Source organism: Ignavibacteria bacterium, from assembly GCA_036262055.1.
In the GTDB taxonomy this organism is placed as follows: Bacteria; Bacteroidota; Ignavibacteria; order Tepidaquicellales; family Tepidaquicellaceae; genus DATAJP01.
This window is the reverse complement of the sequence record DATAJP010000002.1, coordinates 986,544-1,011,859: the sequence shown is the minus strand read 5'-3', so window position 1 is coordinate 1,011,859 and position 25,316 is coordinate 986,544. Positions and strand designations below refer to the sequence as shown.

The window sequence follows — 25,316 nt, the reverse complement described above, 5'->3', positions numbered from 1 at the left end:
ATACAGTTTAGTTACGAAAGAAAGTCAGATGATTATCTGAAGAGAATCCAGCCTTTTTGAAATTTTTTCACTTAAACTTTCCTGAATATCATTATCAAGAATATGTTTATATTGTCGTTTCTTCTTAGGGTTGGATTTCTTTTTGCCGATTGAAGAATGGCTTTGTTTAGTTATATGAGTAATTTTATTCATCTGGTTTAAATAAATATTACCTGCCCGGAATTTCGGGCAGGTAAATTTGGGTAAAAAAAGTGGCAGATACCAAAGAACGATTTAATTCTACTCTTTTGTTTATTCTTCTTCTTCGAGGGCTTCGATATTAATCTCTTCAGCTATAGAAGTCAAAGTTTTATCAGCGTTTCCTTCCTCATCAAGTGTTTCCTGAAGCAGCTCTTCAGAGTTTGTGTCTCCAAGTAATTTTGCATAAGTTCTTGCACATCCATAAGAAGCGATTTCATAATGTTCAACTTTCTGTGCTGCTGCGATTATAGCTGCATCCTTTACTGCGGGTTCAGCTTCTTCTTCCATAACTTCTTTTCCTTCTTCCAGTAATCCTTCCATGGCTTTGCACTTTTTACCTGTCAAACCTTTTCCGATATTTTTGGAAATTTGTTCAAGTCTTGTAACTTGATTTTCTGTTTCTTCAAGATGATTTTGAAGCGCTTCTTTCAGTTCTTCTGAAGTTGCATTTTTAACCATCTTAGGTAATGCTTTTAAAATTTGTTTTTCAGCGCTATAAAGGTCTTTTAATTCTTCAATGAAGAAATCTTCTAATGATTTTAACTTTGCCATTTTCTTTTTTATTTTAAATTTTTATAAAAACTAATTGTTCACTAAAATAAACTAATGTAATCACTTCCTAAATTGTCGTAACCATTGTTTGATTTATTTTCATTTTCATCTGACTCATCATTGTCATTTTCATTCTCAAACAACTTATCTTTTTTTTGCGGTGAATTACCGGTTCTTTGGGTTTCTGAATCCGGTTCGCTTTGATTTTCTCTCTGTCTCATATCCATTTCGATTTCTTCGGTGTCTTTGATGGCATAGAGAAAATCATCTTCTTCCATATGCTGCGGAAGATTATATGGATTTTTTCTCATTTTAATTTCTCCTCAAATTTTTTGTTGAAATTCTAATATAAATATTGTCAATTATCGTGCCATTCAACAGCTTCAAAAAATCACTTGTTTTGCAATTAATTTATATCTTTTTGAAGCTGTTTCTGCCAATTCACGTGTCAGAATCCGACAAAGCTGTCTCATTTTCAGCAGGTAATTTAATTAAATTTCCAGGCGGCAACAACTTTCGCGCAATTCTTATTAGAAGCATTCTCGCCTAAATATGGGTTGTCACTATTTTTAGAATCCGATAACCAAGTTCCGCCCTTACCGGACAACGCATCACTGCAACTCAATTGATAAATAGTTTTATCTTCCAAGCCATATTGTTGAATTGCTTCAAGAACAGATTTGCTTAATTTATCAAACAATATCCGTTGTTTTTCCAGTGTTCCTGCTGCTTCAATTTCAGCGGCAGCTTTTTCAACTTTTTCTGATGAAAATTTCCATTTTTTATCTATGTTTTTTGGACCTATTTTTTCAATTGATGTTAAAACAACACTCATCATTTCTTTTGCTTTGCTTCTGGAATCAACAGAATCGTTATCTGCAAGCTCATTTTTTATATCTATATAGTAAGAAAAAATGTTATTTATGCTTTCTCGAAGCTCGGGAGACGAAAGTTTTGCTGTATCAACCTGTGTTATTTTTACATTGTTAAAAATCGTATCCCCGCTTTTAATTGATGAAATCAAAGTATCCAGTTCTTTTCTTACCTTTGTTGTTGCAGTATCAACTTCTTTTTCCAAATTAGTTTGCTGCTGTTTATTACAGGAAATAAATCCTAAAATAAAAATAAATGCGATTAAAAATTTTAACTTTCTCATATATGTCTCCTTTTGATGTTCTATAATATTAAAACAAAACTCATACCAATGAATTCCCTTAATAATAAATTTATATTTAATATAAAATTTTAACCCTATGTCATTTACTGACAAGAAGGTCAGGGATGTCCGAGCGGTATTTAACTAAAAAAGTGAATATTTATTTTAAATTTGCAGATTTTTTACTGGCACGCCAATTGTAATTTATATGGTAGCAGTAAAAACAATTAACTTATAGGAGGTTAACAAAATGAGATTCGTAAAATCATTTTTAACAGTATTAATTTTTACAATGTGTGTGAATAATTTTGCTTTTGGTCAAAGCACAACAACAACAACTGCTACGACAACTAGAACAGTAAAGAAAACAACATATCCTTATTTTTCAATTAACCCGAGTGGTGGTGTTATATTTCCATTGTTTCAATTAAGTGAAACTTTCAAACCTAATGCAACCATCGGATTGGATTTAGGATATAGAGTAAATAAAGAAGTTGGATTCTTTCTTGACTTAGGATATTATTTTATTTCATCATCACAGGCATCAGCACCGGTTGGTAAATACATAGAATTCAGTGTTGGTCCGAGATATTATTTTACACATCCGAGTTTAAAGTCATCGTTGTTTGTTGAAGGTGGTGTTGGTGGATATAGTTTCAATCAGGCAAGTTTTGTGAATCCTGCAGATCCATCAGGTACAGTAATTCCGCAGATTGACGAAACAAGAGCAGGTGTTAATGCAGGTTTAGGTGCAACACTTGGGGTAAGTGATAATGTTGATATATCATTAAAATCAAAGTATCACATGGTATTTTCACCTAACGGAAGTTCAAGTTTCATTACAACAATGGGTGGAATTAACATTAAGTTCTTAGACTAAAACATAATTATAAAAAAATAATCAAAGAAGAGTTGTCCTGTAGTTATTCTTCACACAAAAGCCCGTTACGAATCAAATCGTAACGGGCTTCCTCTCTTATATAAAAGTCATTTAAATAAATTAAAGCTTATTCAATCCCCAAACTTTTTAGTCTTCTGTAAAATGTCCGCTCATTCATATTGAGAATTTTAGCGGCTTTCGATTTATTTCCTCCGCTTTCATTAAGTGCCTTAATAATTAATTCTTTTTCAACAGCTTTGGTTGAATGTTTAATGGAAAATTTATCGTTTTCAACGGCAGATTCCTGTTGAGGCATACGCATAATATCATCAGGTATCTGAATCGTATTAATAACAGGAGTTAGAGAAAGCAAGACAGACCTTCTAATCACATTTCTAAGCTCACGCACGTTACCGGGCCAGCTATGATTCATCAATTTTTCCATTATAACCGGTGATACTTCTCTGATAGATTTATTAAGTTCTTTATTTGCATCTTTAATAAAATATTCAACAAACAAAGGGATGTCATCTTTTCTTTCACGAAGGGGCGGAAGGTCAATATGAAATTCATTTAAACGATAATACAAGTCATGACGGAAAGTTTTATTGTTTACAGCATCGCTCAAACGTATATTTGATGCAACAATGATTCTTACATTCAAATCAATCGGCTTTTTGGAACCAAGGCGCGTAACTTTTCTTTCCTGAATGATTCTTAAAAGCTTTATCTGGTTTGAATCTGAAAGGTTTGTAATCTCATCAAGAAAGATTGTTCCGTTATTAGCAAGCTCAAACTTTCCTTCCTTCATATTTTTCGCATCTGTGTAAGCTCCTTTTTCATGACCGAAAAGCTCGCTTTCAATGAGAGTGTCGGGAATTGCACCGCAGTCAACTGAAATGAGAGCATTTTTATTTCTGTCGCTTAATCTGTGAATCATGTTTGCAATAATTTCTTTTCCTGTTCCGCTTTCACCTTCAATCATAACAGTTAAGTTAGTCGGCGCAACTATTTTAACTTGCTCAAATACGTCCAGCATAACCTTGCTTTTGCCGACAACGTCGCCCGATTTATATGCCTCCTCCATCTTTTTTCTCAATATATTAACTTCCTGATTGAGATAATTCATTTCGAGGGTTTTCCTTATAACTTTAAGCATATCATCATTGTCAAAGGGCTTTGTGATATAATCATTTGCTCCCATCTTTATGGTCTCTACAGCGCTTTTAATATCACCAAACGCTGTAAGTATTATTACAGGGAGAGATTCTTTTATTGATTTAATTCTCCTCAGCACTTCACTCCCGTCCATTTCTTTCAGCTTCATATCAAGTATGACAAGAGAATACGGCTGTTCTTTCACCTGCCGTATTGCATCGCCGCCATCCTCAACGGCTGTTACAGCAAATCCCGCGCCTTCGAGAAGCTCTGACAAAGTAAATCTTAAATATTCATTATCATCAACTATTAATATTTTTTCCATTATTATTTTTTATTGGTAATTTAATTTCTATCTGTGTTCCTTTTCCAACGGCGCTCCTGATGTTGAATCCGCCGTCATGCGATTTAACAGTTTGGTAAGCAAGACTTAAGCCCAAACCTGTTCCGGTGTTTTTAGTTGTAAAAAACGGCTCAAGAATTTTATCCAGATTTTCCTGCGCAATTCCTATTCCCGTATCTGTGAAATAAAGTATTAATTCATCGGTATCTTTATCATGTCTCACGGTTATTGTAATCTTACCTCCGTCAGGCATTGCATCTTTTGCATTAAATACAAAATTTAAAAATGCATTCTCAAGCTTTAATTTATCTACTTCAATATTCGGAAGATTATCCGGAATATCCAGTATTATATTTATATTTTTTTCAGAGAAAGCAGGTTTTACGCTTTCAACTATGTTATTTATAATTTCACGAATGTTTTCTTCCCTAAAAGCTAAGTCTTCAGGCGAGGCAAAGTCCAATAAATCTTTTATAATGTTGTTTGCTAAATCGACATTTATCATAATGTAATTCAGATGTTTTTCAAGCTTTTCATCGACGTTTGCGCGTGAAACCATCTGTGCCAATCCTCTTATGTTTGCAAGAGGATTTCTGATTTCGTGAGCTATACCCGATGAGAATCTTCCGAGCGCAGCAAGCTTTTCATTATGAATAAGTTCCTTCTGTGTTTCGATTAATTTTATGTTAGCTTTTCTAAGTTCTTCTTCACTTTCTCTTAATTTTTTTTCAGTTTCTTTTATTTCTGTTACATCCAGACACGTTCCAAACATCCTTGTAATATTGCCTTCAGCATCGGTAAATACTTCACCGGTAGACTTTACTGTTTTTACTTTATTGTCCGGTGTGACAATCCTATGAAAATAATCGAACGGTTCTTTGTCAAGATATGCTTTGCCGATAATTTGTTTTGTATATTCTACGTCGTCAGGATGATTAACCGATAGGAATGACTCATAGTCCAAATCAATGTCTTCGGGCTTACGTTCATAAATTTCATAAAGTTCGCTTGACCAAGAAACCGTATTGTTTTGAACATCCCATTCCCAGCTTCCAAGTTTGGCAATATGCTGAGCATCAATAAGCAATTTTTCACTCTCTCTGATTTTTGTTATAATTTCATCTCTTTCAAGCACGCTTCCTATTTCCAAGCCAATATTTACGAGGCATTCAAGCATTTCATTATCAAGATTATATTTGTCTTTCTTAAAGAATTCCAGAACACCAACAGTTTCATTTTGTTTAATAATAGGTACCCATATGCCGGTTGATAATCCTGCAGATTTTGCTAACTTCGCCCGTTTATATTTATTAATGTCGATTAAATCATCTATCTTTATCCAAAAAGGTTTTCCGGTTTCTAAAGTTGCCCCCGGCAGTCCTTCACCACTTTGAAAAATTATGTCCCTTGTCAGAACTTTAAACTCGTTGTAAACCGGGTTCAAATCTTCATTCCATATTGCACAAGATTCCAGTTGATTATTCTTAGATAAATAACAATGACCTATATCCCAGGTTGTATATTGGCAGACTTTATTAACAGCATGTTGAATTGCTTCATTCAAGTTAAACGTTTTATTTGTAACCTTCATTACATCATTTAACAGATTTAAAAGACTATAACGTTTATTTATCAGTTCTTGATTCTGCTTATTCTCCGTTACGTCCTGGCATATGCCTATAATCGCCTCTATATCACCTTCATCATTTTTGATAGTTGTTGTCGATAGAGAAACATAAAACTCAGAGTTATCTTTTCTTGTTGTTAAAAAATCGCCTTTCCAACCGCCCTTCATAGTGCCTTGAAGGATTTCATTCCTTTTTTCATCGGAAATATGTTTTGCAGTTAGAATAGGAATTTCTTTTCCTTTAGTTTCTTCTTCCGAATATCCATAAATTTTTTCAAATGCGCTGTTTACGAAAATTACATTATTCTTAAGGTCTGTTATGTAAATACATTCCTTAATGCCCCTTACGGCATGCGCAAATAATTTCAGCCTGTTCTGGATTTTTTCCTTTTCATCAATCTCACTTATTAACTTTTGCAATGTATTGGCAAGCTCAATAGTTCTTTCTTTGACTTTTCCTTCCAGGTCCTCATGATATGAATTAAGCTGTTCTTCAGCTTTTTTTCTTTCGATATAATTTCCTATTTGCCTGCCGATTGCCTCAAGCACGTTAATCATTTCCTTGTTAGGAGTGGATATGTCTTTATTAAAAAATTCAATAATTGCAATAACGGCGTTTTCATTCATAATAGGCGTGGCAAATACTGAATTCCAGCCCATTGCAATAACTTCATTTTTCCTTACGAATTGTTGTTCTTTATGAATAACAGGAATCCATAAAGCAGATTTATTTTCCCAGACTCTGCCAAGCAGACCGTCGCCTTTATTGATTTCGCGGCTGCGGTCTTCCATTAATGAATATTTTAATTTTTCATCTTTATCGGAGCTCCAGAGCGCTTCCACTATTAGTTTTTCGTTTTCAACAATCCATAAGATTCCGAAATCCCAACCTACTGCATGGCAAATTTCTTCAAGCACTTTCCTTGAAGCAATCTCAAGCGAATGCTCTTCTGCCAGAATTTTAGAAATTATATACTGTATGTTCAGGAACTGTTCAGTTTTCTTTCTTTCGTTTATATCTATACAACCGCCTATATATCCTATAAACTCATTCCCTTCATACAGAGGAACACCCTTATGCAATATCCAGCAATAATCACCGGCATAATTTCTCAACCGGTATTCCATTTGAAATTTTTCTCTCCTGTCAAATGCAGTTGTATACATATCCATGCATCTCTGTAAATCATCCGGATGAACACCTTCAGCCCATCCATTTCCTAATTCTTGTTCAAGCGACCTTCCAGTAAAGTCCAGCCAAATTTTATTAAAGTAATTGCATAATTTATCCTCGTCTGCCATCCATATTAAAATAGGAGCAGAATCCGCAAGAGTCCTGAAACGTTTTTCGCTCTCTCTTAATGATGCCTCAATTTTTTTTCTCGACGTAATTTCATCTTTTAATTTTTCATTTGACATTTTTAGCTCATGAGTTCTTTCATCAACCTTGTCTTCAAGCTCATCATATGATTTTACAAGCAGACGTTCCGTCTGATTTTTATTTTTTATTAGCTTGTTGGATACATATAACGAAAATCCAATAATAATAAAAGAAAACAAACTCGTCGCTATGATAAATATCTGTGAGTTCCGGTTTGTTCTTTCCGACTCTGACATTTCCTGATGAAGTAAACGAGCTTCTTCATCTTCAATTGCTTTTGTAACCACGGCTATTTCAAGCAGCTTATGCCTAATCAGATTATTTATTTCATCCTGTGCTAAGGAAAGTCCGTTATTCTGATGGTATTGATATATCGAATTATCAAGAATTTGTATGTTTGAATTAATCAATGAATCTAAAATCCATATCAGATTCTGTTGAACCGGATTGGCAGATGTTAATTTTTTTATATGGCTGATTTTTGAAAGAAGAGAATCTTTTTGAGAATTATAATTATTAAGAAATTTTCCATTTCCGGAATTTATATATTCACGTCTTAGAGCGGGCAGATATGCAGCTGAAATTCCTATAGCTGCATTTTCTTTCATTATTTCATTTGAGTGATTTATCCTGTTAATGTTTGTCCTGTATTCATCAATGTTTCTATAAATAATTATACTCATTATTATAATGCACAGCAGGAAAACGAAAAATGTTGCAGGAATAAATTTTTCTAACGGCAGTCTTGCCGTGAATCCGGAAATATTTTTATTAAAAGAGCTTCTTAATTTTGAAGGTACAATCATTGAAATAGGTCAATTTTTTATGACAAAAATAGTCAAATTTGTCAGAAATGCAATAATTTTTAACAATTTTTATTAAAATATAATTCAAAATACACCATTTGAAATGGCATAATAATTGAAAAAATAATAATATATTTGAAGTTCAAACCTGAGCAATATGAATTTACTAAACACAGCACAAATTGTAAATAGAGGAATATTTAATGTATATAATAAATACCTTAACAATACTAATAAACTTTGGGATAAAATGTATGAACAGAATTACTCAGAAAAAATGGACAGCGTCGACCAGCAGCCAAGGAATTATATTCTATCCGGATTACTCTCGTCAAAAACCGGTGATGAAAAACATAATGTGCTTGATGTAGGTTGTGGCAATGGTTCATTATATGAACTCATAACACATGATTCAATTTCTTATCACGGAATTGATTTTTCACAAAAGGCAATAAAGATGGCAAGAGAACGATTTGGAAATAAACCTGTCTTTGAAGTCACTGACTTTGATTCATTTAACGGTTCAAGAAACTACGATACAATAATTTTTAACGAGAGTCTCTATTATTTTAAATTATTAACAATTAAAAAAAACATACAAAAAGCTGTTGAGCTCTTAAGAAACAACAATAGCTGTATTATAATATCAATGTCATCATCGGCAAAATCTTTTTTAATCTGGAAGATGCTGTCATTTCTTTCAAAGCCGAAAGATGATATAATGGTCAAGAGTTTACATTCCAACAGCAAATGGAATATAAAATCATTTTGTAATTTAAAGCATTAACACAGGAGGTATAAAATGTTAGAAGAAAAATCATCATCAGTAAAAAGCTTTATGCTTGGCGTAATAACCGGCGGCGTAGTCGGCGGTTTAATAGCGCTGCTTTATGCACCAAAAAGCGGTAAAAGACTGCGAAGAGATATTATGGAAAAGAAGGACGATATTGTGGATGATGTTGAGCATTATATTGCGGCAACAAAAGATAAGGCATCAAAAATGATTACGGACGGCAGAAAGAAAGCAGAAACCATAATTGATGAAGCAGTAAAAAGGGCTGAAGAAATCAGCAAAAAAGCCGGACATTTATTGAAATCGAATAAAGACAACGGAAGTAAAATGATTTCAGACATTAATGAAGATGTAAATTCGGGTTATCTTTATTCGAAGAAATAAATGTTAAATTAATTTCAAAGCTATCGAGATGGACACTCTCAATTTAATAGTTACTATATTCCAGATTATTTTCTACATCACTGCGATTATACTCGCTATATACTTAATATCTTCATTAAAGCGTATCACAAGCTCGGTTGAAAAAATTGAAATGGAGGTGGAAAAAACTTCCATGTCTGTTTCATCTTTTATAACCGATGCCAATTACGTAATTGATGATATTAAAGAAATATCTGACGATGTAAAATTGAAAATACGGAAGGTAGAATTGTTATCGGATGCAGTTGTAGAGAAAGGATATGAAATACTGAATACAGTCGATAAGGTGCAGAATTTTGGCTCTGATTATATTAACAAAGGAATGAGAATTATATCAGGAATAGGCAGCGGCGTTAGGGAATTTTTCCATAAGTTGAAGCGTCCATCTCTTGAATTAAAAAGTTTAAGTAAACCAAGTTCTTATTAAAAAAATAACATAGGAGAAAAAGAAATGCTCTGGACAATATTTATAATACTTTTGGTTCTTTGGCTGTTGGGTATAGTATCGTCAAATACAATGGGCGGTTATATCCATATTTTATTGGTAATTGCAATTGTTGTAATATTAATTCGGTTAATTCGCGGACGAAATCCTATCGATGACTAATTGATTAATATTCCGTTAGATGCAAAAATCGAATAAGAAAAAAACACTGCGTTCAGCACAATCTCAGCAACGTCAGCCCGGCATAGAGTCAAAGATGAAACCTTTGCCGGAATTTGAAAATTCTGAGTATCATGGAAGCGGTAAGCTTAAGGGCAAAGCTGCGGTTATAACAGGCGGTGACAGCGGAATCGGAAGGGCTGTTGCCGTTGCTTTTGCAAAGGAAGGGTGTGACATTGGCATTGTTTATCTGGATGAACACAAAGATGCAAAAATCACTAAAGAGCACGTTGAAAATGAGGGTCAAAGATGCGAATTAATTTCAGGCAACATTCGCGAAGAAAGTTTCTGTAAAAAAGCAATTGATAGAATTAATAAAAAATTCGGAAAGTTGAATATAATAGTAAATAATGCTGCCGTGCAATTTCCGCAAAAAGATTTAACGAAAATTACACATCAGCAGTTAATTAAAACATTTGAAATAAATATATTTTCATACTTTTACATTACGAAAGCTGCTTTAAAATATTTAGAGGAAGGTGCTTCCATAATTAACACTACGTCGGTAACAGCTTACCGGGGCAGCGCTAATTTGCTTGACTATTCTTCAACTAAAGGTGCTATTGTATCATTCACCCGTTCATTAGCATCATCTTTAGCCCAAAAGAAGATTCGTGTAAATGGTGTTGCGCCTGGTCCTATTTGGACGCCTTTGATTCCTTCAAGTTTTCCTCCAAAGCACGTAGCAACTTTTGGCTCGGACACACCTATGGGAAGGGCGGGTCAGCCTGAAGAAGTTGCTCCGTGCTATGTGTTTTTGGCTTCCGATGATTCGACTTATATGACAGGTCAAATTCTGCATCCAAACGGAGGGGAAATTGTAAATGGCTAAGAATTCAACAATTAAAAAAGGTGATAATTTTTTTGAAAAAGTTGCCGTTATGCTAACTAAGTTTAGCGGAGGAACTACAGCATTTATTTTAGCCTTATCAATAGTAATTGTATGGGCTTTAACAGGACCAATGTTCGGATTTTCCGAAACATGGCAATTAGTAATAAATACCGGCACGACAATAATTACTTTTCTTATGGTATTTTTAATTCAGAGGACTCAAAATAAAGATTCGCTTGCAGTACAGCTCAAATTGAATGAAATAATTGCGGCAATAAACGGCGCAAGCAACCGTCTCATTGATGCAGAAGATTTAAATGAAAAAGATTTGCAGACATTAAAATCTCATTACATAAAACTTTCGAAGTTATATGGAAAGGAAGTTCATATAACAGAATCACATTCAATTGAAGAAGCAGAAAACAGACATAATCAAAAAATTAAATCGGGAAATTAAAAAAATGAACAGACTAATATTATACACAATTTTATTTTTAAGCGCGCTTTGTTATCCGGGCTGCGAACTCATCGGTGATATTTTTAAAGCAGGCATCTGGGTCGGGATAATAATCGTCATAGCAATAGTTGCGGTTATCGCTTTGATAATACGAATGTTTAAAAACTAATTTATAATCATTTTATAGGAGAAAAAAATGAGAACATTAATTTTTGTAATACCTGCGTTTGTCATCACTGTAGTTGGCTTGTTCTTTCTGCTCAATGTCCCGGTCAGCTTCAGTGATGAGCTTAAATCAGATTTAGTAATTGCATCAACGTTTATCGTTGTAAGCTTCGGGTTAATAATGCTGATGATAAAAGTTCTGAAGAACGATTAATGATTTTGGCCTGTTAATTTATTGACCGTTCATTATGTCAATAATTCTCAGTGCCAGCCTATCAGGTGATAAATTACTAATCTGCACATTATACATTACGATGACAGAACAATTTTTTTCAGGAGAATATACGCTTAAATTTGTAAAACCGGGAATGCCTCCGTTATGTCCGTAATAGTTATCCCGAACTTTAAAAATTCCAAGCCCGTATCCCATTTGACCGCCCATCAGCGATGCAGCCCATTTCAATCTTTCATTCTGCATTTCTTTTGAAATCATAGAGCCGCTGCCAAGTGCTTTTATATAAACTTTAATATCCTCGATGTTTGAAATTATGTCTCCTGCAGCGCCTGCCCATGAAGGGTCATATTTTGTCGTGTTGTCATCATATGGAAGAACAAGCGAATCCCCTGCATTATAACCGTGAGAATAATCTCCGGGAATGTATTGGTTAGTTGGTATTACGGTGTTTTTTAAGCCAAGAGGAGCAATTATTCTTTTGTTGATTTCATCAGCAAGACTGTTGCCTGTTAATTTTTCAATAATCATTCCAATCATAATTGTATTGGTATTGGAATAATGAAAATCAGTTCCGGGCGCAAAATACGGTGGATATTTTATGGCAAGCTCAAGAGCGTCTTCTTCAGTCCATTTTTTTAATGGGCGATTTTCCAATGTATCATTAAATTCTTCTGTCTCGGTAAAGTTATAAATGCCGCTTGTCATATTTGCCAGCATCCTTACGGTTATATTATCTCCGTTTGGAAAATCAGGAAAAAACTTGCTTATCGGGTCATCAAGCTTTAACTTGCCTTCATCAACAAGCTGAAGCAGAGCTGTAATGGTAAATGTTTTTGTAACGCTGCCGATTCTGTAAGTTTTACCGAGAGTCATCGGCTGCTGATTCATAACATCGGCATATCCTCTTGCTTTTTCATAAGTGAAATCACCGCAAACAACCGATATTATCATTCCCGGAAGATTGGTATTCGCCATAACGGAATCAGCAACAGCATCAATTTTATCTGTAAGCGTTTGTGCAGAAACAACTGAAATACTAAAAAATAAAATTACAATTGTGAGGAAAAGTTTTTTCATAATTTTTTTTTATTTATTAATGATATTGTCTATCGGTTCAACTAAAAAGTTAGGAACGGGATTTTTGAGGCCTGCATAAAGAGTATATTCATTATATACTATAATCATTGAACAATCTTTTTCCGGTGAATAGACTGTTATGTTGCTGAAACCGGGAATCCCACCATCGTGCCCGATATACTTATCATTGGCAATAAACATTCCTAATCCATATTTTTCCATAGGGTTATCCATATCAAAGGAATTCCATTTCATTCTTTCTGCCAGCATCTGCGATGAATGAAGCTGTCCTTTTACAAGAGCCCGGATATAAATATTTAAATCGTGAACATTGGAAACTATGTTACCCGCTGCGCCACCCCATGAAGGGTCATATGTTTCGGTAACATCAACAAGAACCGCATTATCTTTTTTATCATAGCCGTGCGCATAGTCTCCCGGTATTTGATAACTTTCAGGGATATATGTGTTTCTCAATCCGAGAGGGTTTATGATTCTTTCATATGTGTTTTCTCTAAGTGATTTTCCTGTAAGCTTTTCAATAAGTTTTCCTATTATTATTGTATTAGTATTACAATAATCATAATTCGTTCCGGGTTCAAAATTAACAGGGTTTTTGAATGCCATTTCAAGCGCATCATCACTTGTCCATTTTTTATGAGGATTATTATTTAAAGTATCTGCAAAATCTTTTGAAACAGAATAGTTAGGTAATCCGCTTGTCATTCCGGCAAGCATCCTGATAGTAATTTTATCTCCGTTTGGAATCCCTGAAAAATATTTGCTGATTGTTTCATCAAGAGATACCTTACCTTCATCGACTAGCTGCATAAGCACTGTTACCGTAAAAGTTTTTGTCATGCTACCTGCTCTGAATGTTTTATCAAGCGTCATGGGAATTTTGTTTAGAACATCTGCATATCCCTTTGCTTTTTCATACTTGAAATCTCCGCATACAACCGAAACTATCATACCGGGAAGAGTGGAATTTGCCAATACGGAATCAGTCAATGCATCTAGCTTTTCGGTAATTGTCTGGGAAGATACCTGGGTGACATTTAAAAATAAAACCAACAGAAAAAAGTTTAACACAAATACTATTTTTTTCATGAGTATTTTTTTATTTGCCTATTGCCGCAAGCAATTGTTTTGCGACTGCATCAGGAAAAGGATTTGGGAGTTGATTGCCAAACATTGTAAATATATTATACATCATAACAATAGAACAGTCTTTTTCCGGTGAATAAACGGCAATATCTACAAATCCGGGAATACCTCCATTATGTCCGTAATAGCCTCCGAAAAAATTTGCCATTCCCAATCCATATTGCGAATTTGGGTCATCCTTATCAAGCGGAGTCCATTGAATTCTTTCTGCCTGGCTTTTCGCGGAAATTAACTTGCCTTTTGCAAGAGCTCGAATATATATATTTAAATCATTGATGTTGGAAACAATGTTTCCCGCTGCGCCAGCGAGAGAGGAATTATAAACTTCGGATACATCATAATATTCTTTGGGATTAGTGAAGCTTTCACTGTGACCGTGAATATACTCTGCAGGCATCGTGGTTTTATTTACTACATAAGTATTTTTAAGTCCAAGCGGTTTTATTATTCGTTCGGTGATATTTTCTGCAACGGTTTTTCCCGTGAGCTTTTCAAGAAGCTTGCCTAAAACAATTGTGTTTGTATTTGAATAATGAAAGCCGGTTCCGGGTTCAAAATATACAGGATACTTGAAAGCCATTGCAAGAGCATCATCGGGAGTCCATTGTTTTCCGGGATTAGATTTCAAAGTATCAGAAAAATCTTTTGACTCGGAATAATTATATAATCCCGATGTCATGTTCATAAGCTGCCTTATCGTTATTTTATCCCCGTTCGGTATTCCATCCAAATATTGATTAATCTTATCATCAAGCGAAAGCTTTCCTTCATCGATAAGCTGAAATACAGCAGTGATGGTAAAAGTTTTTGTAATGCTCCCGATTCTATAAACTTTATTTAAATCCATCGGGGTTTTGTTATTGAAATCACTATATCCGCGTGTCTGCTCCCATTTGAAATCACCGCAAACAATTGATACCATCAATCCCGGGATATTGGCATTTGCCATTGCGGAATCTAAGATAGCATTTAGCCGGTCTGTGTTTTTTGGCTGTGAACATGAAAAAATGTTCCCCATAAAAATAAGAGTGAAAATTATTACTGCGGAATAAATAAAGTTTTTCATGTTTTGGTTTTAAATGTGAATAAAAATTGAGACCGGTTTATGAATGTACAAATGTATAAATGTACAATTGAGTCAGGATATAACAATATAAAGAAACTGCTTTCTAATATTTATTAATTTCTAATTACCATTCATAATTTGCAAAATTCGTTTTGCAAGCGGGTCAGCTGCAAGTTTAGATTTTGCATTGTACATTACTATTATAGAGCAATCCTGCACAGGAGAATAAGCGGTTACATTTGCAAATCCCGGAATACCTCCATTGTGTCCGATATAGCTTCCTTCGATTTCGAACATCCCCAATCCGTATTTAAGTCCTGTGCTTGCAGGAATGAACGGAGTCCATTTCATTCTTTCTGCCTGCATTTGAGGAGAATAAAGCTGGTTTTTAGCCATTGCGCGGATATAAATTTTTAAATCATTCACATTTGAAATAATATCACCTGCAGCACCTGCCCATGATGGGTCATACATTTCAGTTACATCAACATATGGAATGGTAATCGAATCTTCGATATTATTATAACCGTGTGCATAATCACCGGGTATCACATAATTTTCAGGGACATAGGTGTTTTTTAATCCAAGTTTATTTATAATTCTTTCTGTTATGTTTTGCCCTATTGTTTTTCCTGTGAGTTTTTCGATAATCATTCCGATTAGAATGGTATTGGTATTCGAGTAGTGAAAATCCGTATTCGGCTCAAAATAAACCGGATATCTGAAAGCCATTTCAAGAAGCTCTTCATTTTTCCATCTTTTATGAGGATTATTCGTTAAAGAATCCTCAAAATCTTTTGTGTCGGAATAATTATATAACCCGCTTGTCATTTCGGCAAGCATGCGCACCGTTATTCTGTCGCCATTGGGAATATTATCAAAATATTTATTGACAGGATCATCGAGTTTTAATAAACCTTCATCGACAAGCTGAAGCAGAGTTGTAATTGTAAATGTTTTTGTAACGCTTCCTATTCTGAATGTTTTATCGAGAGTCATCGGAACATTGCCATAAACATCAGCAAAACCTTTTGCTTTTTCCCATTTGAAATCACCGCAAACAAGAGAAACAATCATGCCGGGAATTTTTGTTGCAGTCATTAATGAATCGGTCACTGCATCGAGCTTTTCAGGAAGTGTTTGCGAGAATAAAAAAGAAGTGTTTAAAAATAAAATTACAGGTAAAACCTTTAGCACCCTTAAAAGTTTTTTCATTAGTTTCAATTTTATTTGAATAATAAATATAAATAAAAATTTGTTAAGAAAGAAAAACTAACGTTTTTGAAAAAGAAATGAAAAAACTTATTAATTTATTTTTGATTATTAAATGCGACATTCAAAGGCACGGCTGTGCCTTTTATTTCAACGCGTAAACCGGTGGGAGCATGACCGTTGTAAACAATAAAATCTATAGTATTAAGTCCCGGTTGAAAACCAGTATTAATAAAGAAAGGTGAGATACCATAGAATGATTCAAATGGTGTTTGAAATCCAGTTGAGGTACCATTAATTAAAATATCCATTCCGTTATTGTCAGTTGACCAAATCCCTCCGATTTCGGCTGTGTTATAGTGAAATGAGGTTAGGTCAAAAGTTAACCTGTAAACATAATATCCTGATGCATTAAATTTATCTGCATCGAATCTGGGAGCAATCCATTTTGATTCGGGTCCGTTTGGAATCCACTGTCCAATCGGCCATATATCGGATGCCGGGATAAAAGCATCGGGACCGGGATATTGTGAATCATCACTTGAAACCAATTTGTAATGCAAATCCACCTCGCCATCAGCTAATAATTGATTATTACCGTTTACTCCCGTATTAAATATTCCAGGGATAGGAAGACGTTCGGTCTGTGAGAAAGCGCATTGGGTAGCCAAAAAAAATACAATTACCGGCAAAATTTTCATTCTATGCAGTTGTTTATCAATATAATAAAATTATTAATTTATTTAGCTTTATACAAATGAATAGCATCTCAAGTTTCATAAAAAAGTTTAATAATCCTATAGATGAAATAGGGACAAAGGAGCGTGCTGCGTTTTTGGCATCGAGAAGCATAAAGAACGAAACAAAGCTTGATTTCATAAAGCTCGCGGTTTCGATGATTGACCTGACGACCCTCGAAGGAAAAGATACCGTTGGTAAAGTTTTTTCTTTATGCCAGAAGGCAAAGTTCCCTATGCCGGGCAATACCGATATTCCGCATGTAGCGGCGGTTTGTGTTTATCCGAACCTGATTGCTTCTGCGAAAAAATTTCTTATAGGAAGTGGAATACACATTGCATCGGTTGCGACTTCGTTTCCATCAGGGCAATATCCGACTGAACTGAAAATCAAGGACACAATTGAAGCAATACGAGAAGGGGCAGATGAAATCGACATGGTAATTTCACGCGGAAAGTTTTTGCAAGGTGATTATGAATTTGTGTATAATGAAATAAAAGCAGTGAAAGAAGCATGCGTTGAGGAATCAAAGAAATTAAATACCAATGTTCATCTTAAAGTAATTTTAGAAACAGGTGAACTTGAAACATTCGACAACGTTCGCATTGCAAGTTTTCTTGCAATGATGGCAGGCGCAGATTTCATAAAAACATCTACGGGGAAAGTTCAACCGGCAGCAACACTGCCTGTGACACTTGTGATGTTCGAGGCGATTCGTGATTACTTTGATGAAACGGGCATAATGATAGGAATGAAACCTGCAGGCGGAATAAGAACAACAAAAGATGCGATTGCGTATCTTGTATTGTTGAATGAAACACTCGGTGCTGACTGGATGAATGCAAATATGTTCCGTATCGGCGCGAGCTCGCTGTTGAATGATTTGTTAATGCAGTATCAAAAACAAAAAACCGGATATTATCAATCGGCAGATTATTTTACAATAGATTAAATTTATTTTTAGTAGAACAGACATTCTTGTCTGTCCAATATAACTTATCACATGCAGAAAAGTTTAACCATAAAAGAAAAATCACCGATTAAATATGCATCTTCGATTGAAGACTCAAAGCATATACAGCTGAATAAAAAATATGACTTATTCATAAACGGCAAATGGCAGAAAACGAACAAATATTTTCCGACGATAAATCCTTCGAATGAAAAAGTTCTTGCTGAGGTTGCTTATGCAAATGAGAAGGATGTTGACAAAACTGTTACTTCTGCAAAAAATGCTTATGATAAATACTGGAAAAAGTTGCCTGCATCAGAAAGAGGAAAATATCTTTTCCGCATTGCAAGGATTTTACAGGAGAAAGCTCGTGAGTTTTCGGTAATTGAATCAATGAATGGCGGAAAGCCGATTCGCGAATCCAAATCTGTTGATATTCCTCTCGTGATTTCTCATTTCTTTTATTATGCGGGCTGGGCTGATAAGCTTGAATACATAACACGCAAAAAACCCGAACCGCTTGGTGTTGCTGGGCAAATTATTCCATGGAACTTCCCTCTTTTAATGGCGGCATGGAAAATCGCTCCCGCGCTTGCATGCGGGAATACGGTTGTAATAAAATCTGCGGAGACAACACCACTTACATTATATAAGCTTGCTGAAATTATTCAGGAAGCGGATTTGCCGCCGGGAGTTGTGAACATAATTTCAGGCGACGGAAAGACAGGCTCGTATCTTGTAAATAATCCGAATGTAAATAAAATTGCGTTCACGGGTTCTACTGATGTCGGAAAGCTGATTATGAAAAGCATTGCAGGCACGGATAAGAAGCTTACCCTTGAGCTCGGCGGAAAAGCGGCGAACATAATTTTTGAAGATGCACCGATTGATGCTGCAGTCGAAGGAATAATAAACGGAATTTATTTTAATCAGGGGCATGTGTGCTGTGCGGGTTCGCGCTTGCTTGTTCAGGAAAGTGTTGCTGAAATTATCGTTAAGAAGTTAAAACAGCGCATGCGCAATCTCCGAGTTGGAGACCCGCTTGATAAAAATACCGATATAGGTGCAATTAATTCAAAACAGCAGCTTGGAAAAATCACAGAGCTTGTCGATGCGGGAGTAAGCGAAGGTGCAGAAATTTATCAGCCGCAATGCGAATTGCCTGAAAAAGGTTTTTGGTTTAAGCCGACGTTTTTCACAAACGTTTCACAGGCACACAGAATTGCAAACGAAGAAATCTTCGGACCTGTTTTATCGGTGCTGACCTTTAGAACTCCGAAGGAAGCAATCGAGAAAGCTAATAATACTTTCTATGGATTATCAGCGGGAGTATGGACATCGAAAGGTTCAAAAGTTTTTGAAGTTCTGAAACAAATAAAAGCGGGAGTTATATGGGCGAATACGTTTAATAAATTTAATCCTGCTTCACCTTTCGGCGGTTACAAAGAAAGCGGTTTCGGTCGTGAAGGCGGCTTACATGGACTGCTGCCGTATTTGAAGAGTTAAGAGACCTAGCCACGAATTTACACGAATTAGCACAAATTTTTAAAATACAAAACCCAATGAAGTCATTCCCGCGAAAGCGGGAATCCCATTTCTTTGAAACACACCCCGTCCCGATAAATCGGGACACCCCTCTCAAGAGGGGAATTTTCTTTAAAAATTATTTTAGTGAAATTTGTGAAATTTGTGGGAAAGAAAAGCTATCCATTTAAAATATCTTCAAGCTCGTCTTCGGTGACGAGAATGTCACGTCCTTTAGCGCCATTGTTGGGACCGACGATGCCTGCGCGTTCAAGCTGGTCAACGATTCTTGCTGCGCGTGCATAACCAAGTTTCATTCTTCGTTGAATAACAGAAGTTGAACAAGTTTGCATGCTCAGAATCATTCTTGCAACATCATCAAACATAATATCCCTGTCATCATCGTCACCTCCGAACTTTCTGTTCTCCTGAGTTGAAGGAAGCAGGTGGAGCTTTTTAAATCCGTCCTGGTCGCCGATATAATCTACCATAAGTTCGCATTCTTCTGTTGACATGTAAGCATTCTGAATACGAATCGGCTTCGGTGAAGCGGAAGAAAGGTAAAGCATATCACCGTTGCGAAGAAGCGCATCGGCACCGCCCATGTCGAGAATTGTCCGCGAGTCGATTTTCGATGCAACCTGATAAGCAATACGAACCGGGAAGTTTGCTTTAATAACACCGGTAATAACATCAACCGACGGACGCTGTGTCGCGACAATCAGATGAATGCCGACAGCACGAGCCATCTGCGCAAGACGCGCAATCGGTTCTTCGATTTCACGCTTTGCAGTAATCATTAAATCAGCAAGCTCATCTATGATGACAACTATATACGGCATTTTCTTGTGCCGGATTGCATCGTTGTCTTTCAGCTTGCCGTCTTTATATTTCACGTTATATGCTTCGATGTTTCGCACACCTGCGTTTGCAAGCTTATCGTAGCGCTTTTCCATTTCGCTTACCAAACTTTTCAAAACCGAAACCGCGTTCGAAGGACTTGTTACAATGCTTTCGTTTATATCTTTTGTTGTTGCGAGGTAATGCTTCTTTAACTTCGAATATAAATTCAGTTCGATTTTTTTCGGGTCAACCATCACGAATTTTAAATCGGATGGATGTAATTTATAAAGCAAACTTGCAATAATCGTGTTTATGCCGACGCTTTTTCCTGAACCTGTCGCGCCTGCAATTAACAAGTGCGGCATCTTTGCAAGGTCATCGATGAAGACTTCACCGTCGATTGTTTTTCCGAATGCAATAGGTAAAATTTTATTTGACGATTTATATTTTGGTGATTCAAGAATTGATTTGATACGGACAATCTGTGCCTTGCTGTTCGGAATTTCAACGCCGACAGTTCCTTTGCCGGGAATCGGGATTATCATTCTGATGCCGCGTGCTTTCAATGCAAGCGCAATGTCATCTTGCAGCGACTCGATTTTTGAAAGCTTCACGTTTGCTGCAGGAACAAGCTCATAAAGTGTTACAACAGGTCCGGGAGTTGCGGTAACTTTTTCAATTTCGATTCCGAACTTCAGGAGTTTTTCTTGCAACAGTCTGCCGTTTGTAGTAAGCTCTTCATCAGTAACGTTCTCAAGCTCTTCTCTTGTCGGCTGTGTCAGAATGTCGGTGCCCGGAGTATTATAGTCATCAAGCGTTTCTTCTATGTAATCGTCTTCATCAATTCCTGATAAGGCCTCGGTTTCATTTGAGTTTTCAGGATTTATGTCTGTCTCCGAGACTTCCGTTTTCTTTTCTTTAACAACAATTAAATCGGCATCGCTTTCCTGCTTGGGTTTAGCAATAATTTCTTTTTTAGTTTCTTTTACTTCGGCTATCTCAACAGGTTTAGGTCTGTTTATTTCGGTTTCCCTTATAGGTTCTTCCTCTTCAACCTCGGGCTCGATTTCAGGCTCGACTTTCGGATCTTCAATTTCTTCGATAACCTGTTCCTCTAAAATCAAATCTTCTTCTTTTGCATACTTAATTTTTTTCAGTTTCTCTTTTTCTTTTATCAGAGCTTCCGTGAATGCAGTTTTTTTATTTGCTTCCTCCTGAAGTAAAACTGCTTTTTCTTCCTGTTCTTTTTTAAGTTGTTCCTGTAATTCTTTTTTCGCTTCCGCTTTTTGTTTTTGGCTTTCCCTGAAATCTTTGGACTTTCCAATTAAATAATTTACAAAAGCTTTTAAACGCTCAAATGATTTATAAAAACTTCCATTAATGAGCAGGAATATATTTACAAACAAAAGCAAAAAAATTATTACGGTTGCGCCGACACTTCCTGTCGTCTTATAAAATATTGTTGCGACAAAATCCCCTCCTGTTCCGCTGAGCTTTGATGATATTGCTCCTGCACCGGATAAAATTCTCAACAAACCCAACGCGCTTCCAAGAAGCACCATTAACAATACGGAATAAGAAAAATAAAATAAGTAAGGACGGAATTTTTTCTTTGCAATCAAAAGAATGCCTGCAAAGATTACGAGAAGGCCTATTATCGATGAAAAATATCCGAAAAGATTATTAATGAAAAACTGCGACACAAAAGCGCCTGCAATTCCAAGCCAGTTTTGGATAGGATAAGTGCCCGAATATGTTTCCTGTCTGAAAATCGAGAAAAAATTCAGTTTTTCGAGCGTTGCTTCGTCGTTTGTAGTGTAAGAAAAAATTGAGAGTAAAAGAAGAACTCCTGCTATTAAAACAAAGAAACCAAGAATCTGTTTTTTTGCTTCAACCGAAATGTTAAAATCTTCGTCTTTAGACGTTTTTGCCATCTATTTAAAACTTAAAGATGTTTTAATATTAAATTAATATTTAACTGTAACAAGATAATTACGCAGCCGAATCGTGAATAACTGTTTTCTTCATCGCAGCTTTCTGAACTGCTTCGGCATCAAAGGCTTCTTTTAATTTTATTAAACCGTTCTGATACATCGGAAGCGCAGGATATGAATTTAATTTAGAACAAAGATTCAAATCATCTTCAAAACCAATTCCTATCAGATATTTTCCGTGTTCAGTTTCTTTAAGCATTTTCAGAACCGCATCATCCTGTGCATTCGATGCATCTTTTAGATAATGCTTTGCAAGAACCTCCGAAGTTACCTCGGGGTCATTAACAGCCAGCTCAATTTTATCTTTCTTGAGCTTGCGCAAAATCATTCCCGCGCAAACAGTATCTTCTATACAGAAATTATTAAGCTTGCCTGAACATATAATTACAAAATCTTCATTCAGATTCTCAATGAATTCAACAACACGGTTAATGTTTAGAAAACTTGCAAGCACGCATGTCTTAGCATATTTAGCTTTCAGAATTGACATCGTTCCGTTTGTCGTGCTAAAAACAAGAACCTTGTCTTTAACGATTTCAGAAGTGTATTCAAGCGGTGAATTTCCAAGGTTAAATCCCTCGACAATTTTTCCGTTTCTTTCACCGCAAAGCAATGAATTGCCCGCTCCTTTGCCTATTCTGGCTGCCTTTGTCGGTGTATCGGCAGGAATTACTTCTTTTGCTCCATTTGAAAGCGCAACGTTTATAGTTGAAGTTGCCCTCAATACATCTATTATTATTACATTTTTATCTTTTAAAGTCAGCTCATCATTAACCAATGAATGAGTTAAATAAATTGTCGCGTTGAGCATTATTTATAGTTTCTATTTTAAAAATGGCGTCTTTACAGTCTTTGCCTTAATCTTTTTACCTCTTATATCAATCTCGATATCGGTTCCGATTTTATTGTAACCTTCATCAAGCAAAGCAAGCCCTATGTTTTTGTTAAGCATAGGAGAAATATTTCCGCTTGTTACAACTCCAACTTTTTTATCGCCTGAATAAATTTCGGCACCATGGCGGGCAATTAATCTGTCATCAATAATAAACCCGACAACTTTTCTTTTCAAGCCATCAGCTTTTGCTTTTTTTAAAGCTTCGCTTCCCGTGAAATCACCTTTGTCAAGCTTTGTTATCCATCCAAGCCCTGCTTCTAAAACGTTTATGTTCTCGTCCATATCATTTCCGTATAATCTGAAAGCGTACTCAAGCCTGAGCGTATCTCTTGCGCCAAGTCCGGTTGGTTTTATGTCAAATTCTTTTCCTGCTTCAAAAATTGCGTTCCATAATGCTTCTGATTTTTCTTTGTTTGAAGAAGAATAAATTTCAAAACAAATTTTTTCACCTGTATAACCTGTTCTCGAAATGATAACATCCTGACCTGCCATTTGTCCGAACTTAAAAGTATAATAAGGCATCGATGATAAATCAACGTCAGTCAGTTTTTGCAAAGTTGCCATTGAGTTTGGTCCCTGAACCGCAAGCAATGAAGTTTCATCAGAAATATTTTTCAGATGAACATCTTCATCGGTTATGCTTTGTTCTATCCAGTCTATGTCCTTATCAATATTCGATGCATTTATTACAAGCATAAAATAATCACCGCAGTTATAAACCAGCAGGTCATCAACCACGCATCCGTTTTCATAGCACATAGCCGAATACTGCACGTCACCAACGTTAAGTTTCGTAACATCATTCGTTGTAATCTTTTGAACAAACTTTGCGGCGTCAGGACCGTGAACCTGAACCTCGCCCATATGGGAAACATCGAATACTCCGACCGAATTTCTCACAGCTTTATGTTCGGCAATGATGCCTTCGTATTGAATAGGCATTTCAAATCCAACGAAGTCAACCATCTTCGCACCAAGTTTTTTATGTATATAGTAAAATGCTGTTTTTTTCAAAATTTTATTTTTTGGTTAAATCGTCTTTAGTGATTCCGGCTTGCTTTAAAATTTCATTAAAGGTCCCAATGGGTAAATCTCTATTATGAACAGGAACAACTGTCATTTTTCCGGTTTCATCATTTCTAAAAATTTGATGGCTTCCTTTTGAACGTTTGAGATAAAATCCTTTTGATTCCAAAATTTTTATTAATTCTTTTGGTTTCAATTAGACTTCAACTTTTATATTGTATTCAAAAGTTTCCTCTTCCGTTGGAATTTCTTCACCTAATTCATTTTTAGTTTCAATATATAATTCAACTGCTTCTTTAATGTTCTTTATACTTTCTTCCATGGTTTCACCATAGCTTATACATCCGGGAAGTGAGGGAATAAAAACTGTATATCCACCTTCAGGTTCTTTCCTTAAAAGAGTTCTATAATTATATATCATATTTTATTGATTTTTCTTCCAGTCGCTTAGGAATTTCTCAAGACCGATATTAGTTAGAGGGTGTTTTACAAGCATTTCAATGACTTTAAAAGGCATTGTTGCAATATCTGCTCCCATCATTGCAGAATCAACAAAATGCAGCGGGTGCCTGACCGATGCAACCAAAACCTGTGTCTGGTAATCATAGTTTCTGTATATGTTCACGATTTGCGCAATAAGCTCCATACCGTTTTGTGAGATGTCATCAAGCCGTCCGACAAAGGGGCTAATTATATATGCTCCTGCTTTCGCGGCAAGAAGTGCCTGCGATGCAGAGAAACAAAGAGTAACGTTTGTTCTTATCCCTTCTGATGAAAAAACTTTTACAGCTTTTAATCCTTCTTTTATCAAGGGCACCTTAACTACAATGTTCGGATGAATTTTTGCAAGCTCACGTCCTTCTTTTAGAATGTCTTCGCTTTTTGTAGAAATCACCTCAGCGCTGATATCGCCATCAACAATCGAACAAATTTTTTCAAGCATTGCGCGGAAGTCTTTATGTCCTTCTTTTGAGACGAGCGAAGGGTTTGTAGTGACACCGTCAAGAATTCCCATAGCGGCAGCTTCTTTTATTTCATCAAGATTGGCGGTATCGATAAATATTTTCATGTTTGGATTTTGGTTTAAACAAAATACCTATTAGAAATTTA

Annotated in this window: 29 protein-coding genes; 12 read left to right on the top strand and 17 right to left on the bottom strand. The window is 35.7% G+C overall.

Annotated features, from left to right (window positions below; translation table 11 throughout):
• Window positions 1-24: 24 nt before the first annotated feature.
• The 4 genes from VHP32_06420 to VHP32_06405 all read right to left on the bottom strand — a co-directional run bounded on the left by VHP32_06420 (window position 25) and on the right by VHP32_06405 (window position 1,948).
• Complete coding sequence (locus VHP32_06420; GenBank protein HEX2787524.1) at window positions 25-192, bottom strand: hypothetical protein; 168 nt, start codon at window positions 190-192, stop codon at window positions 25-27.
• Window positions 193-291: 99 nt separating this feature from the next.
• Window positions 292-792, bottom strand: coding sequence for a ferritin-like domain-containing protein (locus VHP32_06415; protein ID HEX2787523.1), 501 nt, complete (start codon window positions 790-792; stop codon window positions 292-294).
• A 41-nt stretch (window positions 793-833) separates the two neighbouring features.
• Window positions 834-1,103, bottom strand: a complete 270-nt coding sequence (locus VHP32_06410) for a hypothetical protein (GenBank protein HEX2787522.1) — start codon at window positions 1,101-1,103, stop codon at window positions 834-836.
• 176 nt (window positions 1,104-1,279) lie between these two features.
• The gene (locus VHP32_06405) at window positions 1,280-1,948 is read right to left on the bottom strand and encodes a DUF3347 domain-containing protein (protein ID HEX2787521.1); all 669 of its coding nucleotides are present in this window, start codon (window positions 1,946-1,948) and stop codon (window positions 1,280-1,282) included.
• A gap of 250 nt (window positions 1,949-2,198) precedes the next feature.
• Between VHP32_06405 and VHP32_06400 the strand changes: the two genes are divergently transcribed.
• Window positions 2,199-2,828: a hypothetical protein gene (locus VHP32_06400; protein HEX2787520.1), complete on the top strand. Its 630-nt coding sequence runs from the start codon at window positions 2,199-2,201 to the stop codon at window positions 2,826-2,828.
• Between the two features lie 127 nt (window positions 2,829-2,955).
• Here the strand turns inward: VHP32_06400 and VHP32_06395 are convergent, their stop codons facing one another.
• Both VHP32_06395 and VHP32_06390 read right to left on the bottom strand, forming a co-directional pair.
• On the bottom strand, window positions 2,956-4,311 hold the full coding sequence (locus VHP32_06395; GenBank protein HEX2787519.1) for a sigma-54 dependent transcriptional regulator: 1,356 nt from the start codon (window positions 4,309-4,311) through the stop codon (window positions 2,956-2,958).
• A complete protein-coding gene (locus VHP32_06390) occupies window positions 4,289-8,020 on the bottom strand; it encodes a PAS domain S-box protein (GenBank protein ID HEX2787518.1) in 3,732 nt (1,243 codons plus the stop codon). Before VHP32_06390 ends, VHP32_06395 begins: the two co-directional genes overlap by 23 nt.
• A gap of 7 nt (window positions 8,021-8,027) precedes the next feature.
• Between VHP32_06390 and VHP32_06385 the strand changes: the two genes are divergently transcribed.
• From VHP32_06385 to VHP32_06345, 9 genes are all read left to right on the top strand, one after another.
• Complete coding sequence (locus tag VHP32_06385) at window positions 8,028-8,219, top strand: hypothetical protein (protein HEX2787517.1); 192 nt, start codon at window positions 8,028-8,030, stop codon at window positions 8,217-8,219.
• An 81-nt stretch (window positions 8,220-8,300) separates the two neighbouring features.
• Window positions 8,301-8,930 (top strand): class I SAM-dependent methyltransferase, encoded by a 630-nt coding sequence (locus VHP32_06380; protein HEX2787516.1) that lies wholly within the window; start codon window positions 8,301-8,303, stop codon window positions 8,928-8,930.
• 15 nt (window positions 8,931-8,945) lie between these two features.
• Complete coding sequence (locus VHP32_06375; protein HEX2787515.1) at window positions 8,946-9,320, top strand: YtxH domain-containing protein; 375 nt, start codon at window positions 8,946-8,948, stop codon at window positions 9,318-9,320.
• 28 nt (window positions 9,321-9,348) lie between these two features.
• Window positions 9,349-9,786, top strand: coding sequence for a DUF948 domain-containing protein (locus VHP32_06370; protein HEX2787514.1), 438 nt, complete (start codon window positions 9,349-9,351; stop codon window positions 9,784-9,786).
• 24 nt (window positions 9,787-9,810) lie between these two features.
• Window positions 9,811-9,966 (top strand): lmo0937 family membrane protein, encoded by a 156-nt coding sequence (locus VHP32_06365; protein HEX2787513.1) that lies wholly within the window; start codon window positions 9,811-9,813, stop codon window positions 9,964-9,966.
• A gap of 19 nt (window positions 9,967-9,985) precedes the next feature.
• Window positions 9,986-10,855 carry an SDR family oxidoreductase gene (locus tag VHP32_06360; GenBank protein HEX2787512.1) on the top strand — a complete coding sequence of 290 codons (870 nt, stop codon included), beginning with the start codon at window positions 9,986-9,988 and terminating at the stop codon, window positions 10,853-10,855.
• Window positions 10,848-11,312 (top strand): low affinity iron permease family protein, encoded by a 465-nt coding sequence (locus VHP32_06355; protein ID HEX2787511.1) that lies wholly within the window; start codon window positions 10,848-10,850, stop codon window positions 11,310-11,312. Before VHP32_06360 ends, VHP32_06355 begins: the two co-directional genes overlap by 8 nt.
• A 4-nt stretch (window positions 11,313-11,316) precedes the next feature.
• Window positions 11,317-11,481, top strand: a complete 165-nt coding sequence (locus VHP32_06350) for a phosphatidate cytidylyltransferase (protein HEX2787510.1) — start codon at window positions 11,317-11,319, stop codon at window positions 11,479-11,481.
• A gap of 27 nt (window positions 11,482-11,508) precedes the next feature.
• A complete protein-coding gene (locus VHP32_06345) occupies window positions 11,509-11,691 on the top strand; it encodes a hypothetical protein (GenBank protein HEX2787509.1) in 183 nt (60 codons plus the stop codon).
• Window positions 11,692-11,709: 18 nt separating this feature from the next.
• On the opposite strand, the gene VHP32_06340 is transcribed toward VHP32_06345, so the two are convergent.
• The 5 genes from VHP32_06340 to VHP32_06320 form a co-directional block, all read right to left on the bottom strand.
• Window positions 11,710-12,789, bottom strand: coding sequence for a serine hydrolase domain-containing protein (locus tag VHP32_06340; GenBank protein ID HEX2787508.1), 1,080 nt, complete (start codon window positions 12,787-12,789; stop codon window positions 11,710-11,712).
• Window positions 12,790-12,798: 9 nt separating this feature from the next.
• Complete coding sequence (locus tag VHP32_06335) at window positions 12,799-13,899, bottom strand: serine hydrolase domain-containing protein (GenBank protein ID HEX2787507.1); 1,101 nt, start codon at window positions 13,897-13,899, stop codon at window positions 12,799-12,801.
• A gap of 10 nt (window positions 13,900-13,909) precedes the next feature.
• Window positions 13,910-15,022, bottom strand: coding sequence for a serine hydrolase domain-containing protein (locus VHP32_06330; GenBank protein ID HEX2787506.1), 1,113 nt, complete (start codon window positions 15,020-15,022; stop codon window positions 13,910-13,912).
• Window positions 15,023-15,142: 120 nt separating this feature from the next.
• On the bottom strand, window positions 15,143-16,237 hold the full coding sequence (locus VHP32_06325) for a serine hydrolase domain-containing protein (GenBank protein ID HEX2787505.1): 1,095 nt from the start codon (window positions 16,235-16,237) through the stop codon (window positions 15,143-15,145).
• A 95-nt stretch (window positions 16,238-16,332) separates the two neighbouring features.
• Window positions 16,333-16,905, bottom strand: a complete 573-nt coding sequence (locus VHP32_06320) for a hypothetical protein (GenBank protein ID HEX2787504.1) — start codon at window positions 16,903-16,905, stop codon at window positions 16,333-16,335.
• An 86-nt stretch (window positions 16,906-16,991) separates the two neighbouring features.
• Between VHP32_06320 and deoC the strand changes: the two genes are divergently transcribed.
• Window positions 16,992-17,924 (top strand): deoxyribose-phosphate aldolase, encoded by a 933-nt coding sequence (gene deoC, locus VHP32_06315; protein HEX2787503.1) that lies wholly within the window; start codon window positions 16,992-16,994, stop codon window positions 17,922-17,924.
• Window positions 17,925-17,975: 51 nt separating this feature from the next.
• Window positions 17,976-19,430, top strand: coding sequence for an aldehyde dehydrogenase family protein (locus VHP32_06310; GenBank protein ID HEX2787502.1), 1,455 nt, complete (start codon window positions 17,976-17,978; stop codon window positions 19,428-19,430).
• 197 nt (window positions 19,431-19,627) lie between these two features.
• Here the strand turns inward: VHP32_06310 and VHP32_06305 are convergent, their stop codons facing one another.
• Genes VHP32_06305 through fsa form a run of 6 tightly spaced genes read right to left on the bottom strand, consistent with a single transcriptional unit; the run spans window position 19,628 to window position 25,275 of the window.
• The gene (locus VHP32_06305) at window positions 19,628-22,225 is read right to left on the bottom strand and encodes a DNA translocase FtsK (protein HEX2787501.1); all 2,598 of its coding nucleotides are present in this window, start codon (window positions 22,223-22,225) and stop codon (window positions 19,628-19,630) included.
• 58 nt (window positions 22,226-22,283) lie between these two features.
• Window positions 22,284-23,096, bottom strand: a complete 813-nt coding sequence (locus VHP32_06300) for a 2-phosphosulfolactate phosphatase (protein ID HEX2787500.1) — start codon at window positions 23,094-23,096, stop codon at window positions 22,284-22,286.
• Between the two features lie 12 nt (window positions 23,097-23,108).
• Entirely contained in the window at window positions 23,109-24,194 is a 1,086-nt protein-coding gene (gene gcvT, locus VHP32_06295) for a glycine cleavage system aminomethyltransferase GcvT (protein HEX2787499.1), read from the bottom strand.
• A 4-nt stretch (window positions 24,195-24,198) separates the two neighbouring features.
• Entirely contained in the window at window positions 24,199-24,402 is a 204-nt protein-coding gene (locus VHP32_06290; GenBank protein HEX2787498.1) for a type II toxin-antitoxin system HicA family toxin, read from the bottom strand.
• Complete coding sequence (locus VHP32_06285) at window positions 24,403-24,627, bottom strand: type II toxin-antitoxin system HicB family antitoxin (GenBank protein ID HEX2787497.1); 225 nt, start codon at window positions 24,625-24,627, stop codon at window positions 24,403-24,405.
• A gap of 3 nt (window positions 24,628-24,630) precedes the next feature.
• Window positions 24,631-25,275, bottom strand: a complete 645-nt coding sequence (gene fsa, locus VHP32_06280; protein ID HEX2787496.1) for a fructose-6-phosphate aldolase — start codon at window positions 25,273-25,275, stop codon at window positions 24,631-24,633.
• Window positions 25,276-25,316: the final 41 nt, after the last annotated feature.

Excerpts from the sequence above, each read along its gene's own strand:
- VHP32_06420 (HEX2787524.1), bottom strand. The coding sequence starts at position 192 with ATGAATAAAATTACTCATATAACTAAACAAAGCCATTCTTCAATCGGC.
- VHP32_06415 (HEX2787523.1), bottom strand. The coding sequence starts at position 792 with ATGGCAAAGTTAAAATCATTAGAAGATTTCTTCATTGAAGAATTAAAA.
- VHP32_06410 (HEX2787522.1), bottom strand. The coding sequence starts at position 1,103 with ATGAGAAAAAATCCATATAATCTTCCGCAGCATATGGAAGAAGATGAT.
- VHP32_06405 (HEX2787521.1), bottom strand. The coding sequence starts at position 1,948 with ATGAGAAAGTTAAAATTTTTAATCGCATTTATTTTTATTTTAGGATTT.
- VHP32_06400 (HEX2787520.1), top strand. The coding sequence starts at position 2,199 with ATGAGATTCGTAAAATCATTTTTAACAGTATTAATTTTTACAATGTGT.
- VHP32_06395 (HEX2787519.1), bottom strand. The coding sequence starts at position 4,311 with ATGGAAAAAATATTAATAGTTGATGATAATGAATATTTAAGATTTACT.
- VHP32_06390 (HEX2787518.1), bottom strand. The coding sequence starts at position 8,020 with ATGAGTATAATTATTTATAGAAACATTGATGAATACAGGACAAACATT.
- VHP32_06385 (HEX2787517.1), top strand. The coding sequence starts at position 8,028 with ATGCACAGCAGGAAAACGAAAAATGTTGCAGGAATAAATTTTTCTAAC.
- VHP32_06380 (HEX2787516.1), top strand. The coding sequence starts at position 8,301 with ATGAATTTACTAAACACAGCACAAATTGTAAATAGAGGAATATTTAAT.
- VHP32_06375 (HEX2787515.1), top strand. The coding sequence starts at position 8,946 with ATGTTAGAAGAAAAATCATCATCAGTAAAAAGCTTTATGCTTGGCGTA.
- VHP32_06370 (HEX2787514.1), top strand. The coding sequence starts at position 9,349 with ATGGACACTCTCAATTTAATAGTTACTATATTCCAGATTATTTTCTAC.
- VHP32_06365 (HEX2787513.1), top strand. The coding sequence starts at position 9,811 with ATGCTCTGGACAATATTTATAATACTTTTGGTTCTTTGGCTGTTGGGT.
- VHP32_06360 (HEX2787512.1), top strand. The coding sequence starts at position 9,986 with ATGCAAAAATCGAATAAGAAAAAAACACTGCGTTCAGCACAATCTCAG.
- VHP32_06355 (HEX2787511.1), top strand. The coding sequence starts at position 10,848 with ATGGCTAAGAATTCAACAATTAAAAAAGGTGATAATTTTTTTGAAAAA.
- VHP32_06350 (HEX2787510.1), top strand. The coding sequence starts at position 11,317 with ATGAACAGACTAATATTATACACAATTTTATTTTTAAGCGCGCTTTGT.
- VHP32_06345 (HEX2787509.1), top strand. The coding sequence starts at position 11,509 with ATGAGAACATTAATTTTTGTAATACCTGCGTTTGTCATCACTGTAGTT.
- VHP32_06340 (HEX2787508.1), bottom strand. The coding sequence starts at position 12,789 with ATGAAAAAACTTTTCCTCACAATTGTAATTTTATTTTTTAGTATTTCA.
- VHP32_06335 (HEX2787507.1), bottom strand. The coding sequence starts at position 13,899 with ATGAAAAAAATAGTATTTGTGTTAAACTTTTTTCTGTTGGTTTTATTT.
- VHP32_06330 (HEX2787506.1), bottom strand. The coding sequence starts at position 15,022 with ATGAAAAACTTTATTTATTCCGCAGTAATAATTTTCACTCTTATTTTT.
- VHP32_06325 (HEX2787505.1), bottom strand. The coding sequence starts at position 16,237 with ATGAAAAAACTTTTAAGGGTGCTAAAGGTTTTACCTGTAATTTTATTT.
- deoC (HEX2787503.1), top strand. The coding sequence starts at position 16,992 with ATGAATAGCATCTCAAGTTTCATAAAAAAGTTTAATAATCCTATAGAT.
- VHP32_06310 (HEX2787502.1), top strand. The coding sequence starts at position 17,976 with ATGCAGAAAAGTTTAACCATAAAAGAAAAATCACCGATTAAATATGCA.
- VHP32_06305 (HEX2787501.1), bottom strand. The coding sequence starts at position 22,225 with ATGGCAAAAACGTCTAAAGACGAAGATTTTAACATTTCGGTTGAAGCA.
- VHP32_06300 (HEX2787500.1), bottom strand. The coding sequence starts at position 23,096 with ATGCTCAACGCGACAATTTATTTAACTCATTCATTGGTTAATGATGAG.
- VHP32_06285 (HEX2787497.1), bottom strand. The coding sequence starts at position 24,627 with ATGATATATAATTATAGAACTCTTTTAAGGAAAGAACCTGAAGGTGGA.
- fsa (HEX2787496.1), bottom strand. The coding sequence starts at position 25,275 with ATGAAAATATTTATCGATACCGCCAATCTTGATGAAATAAAAGAAGCT.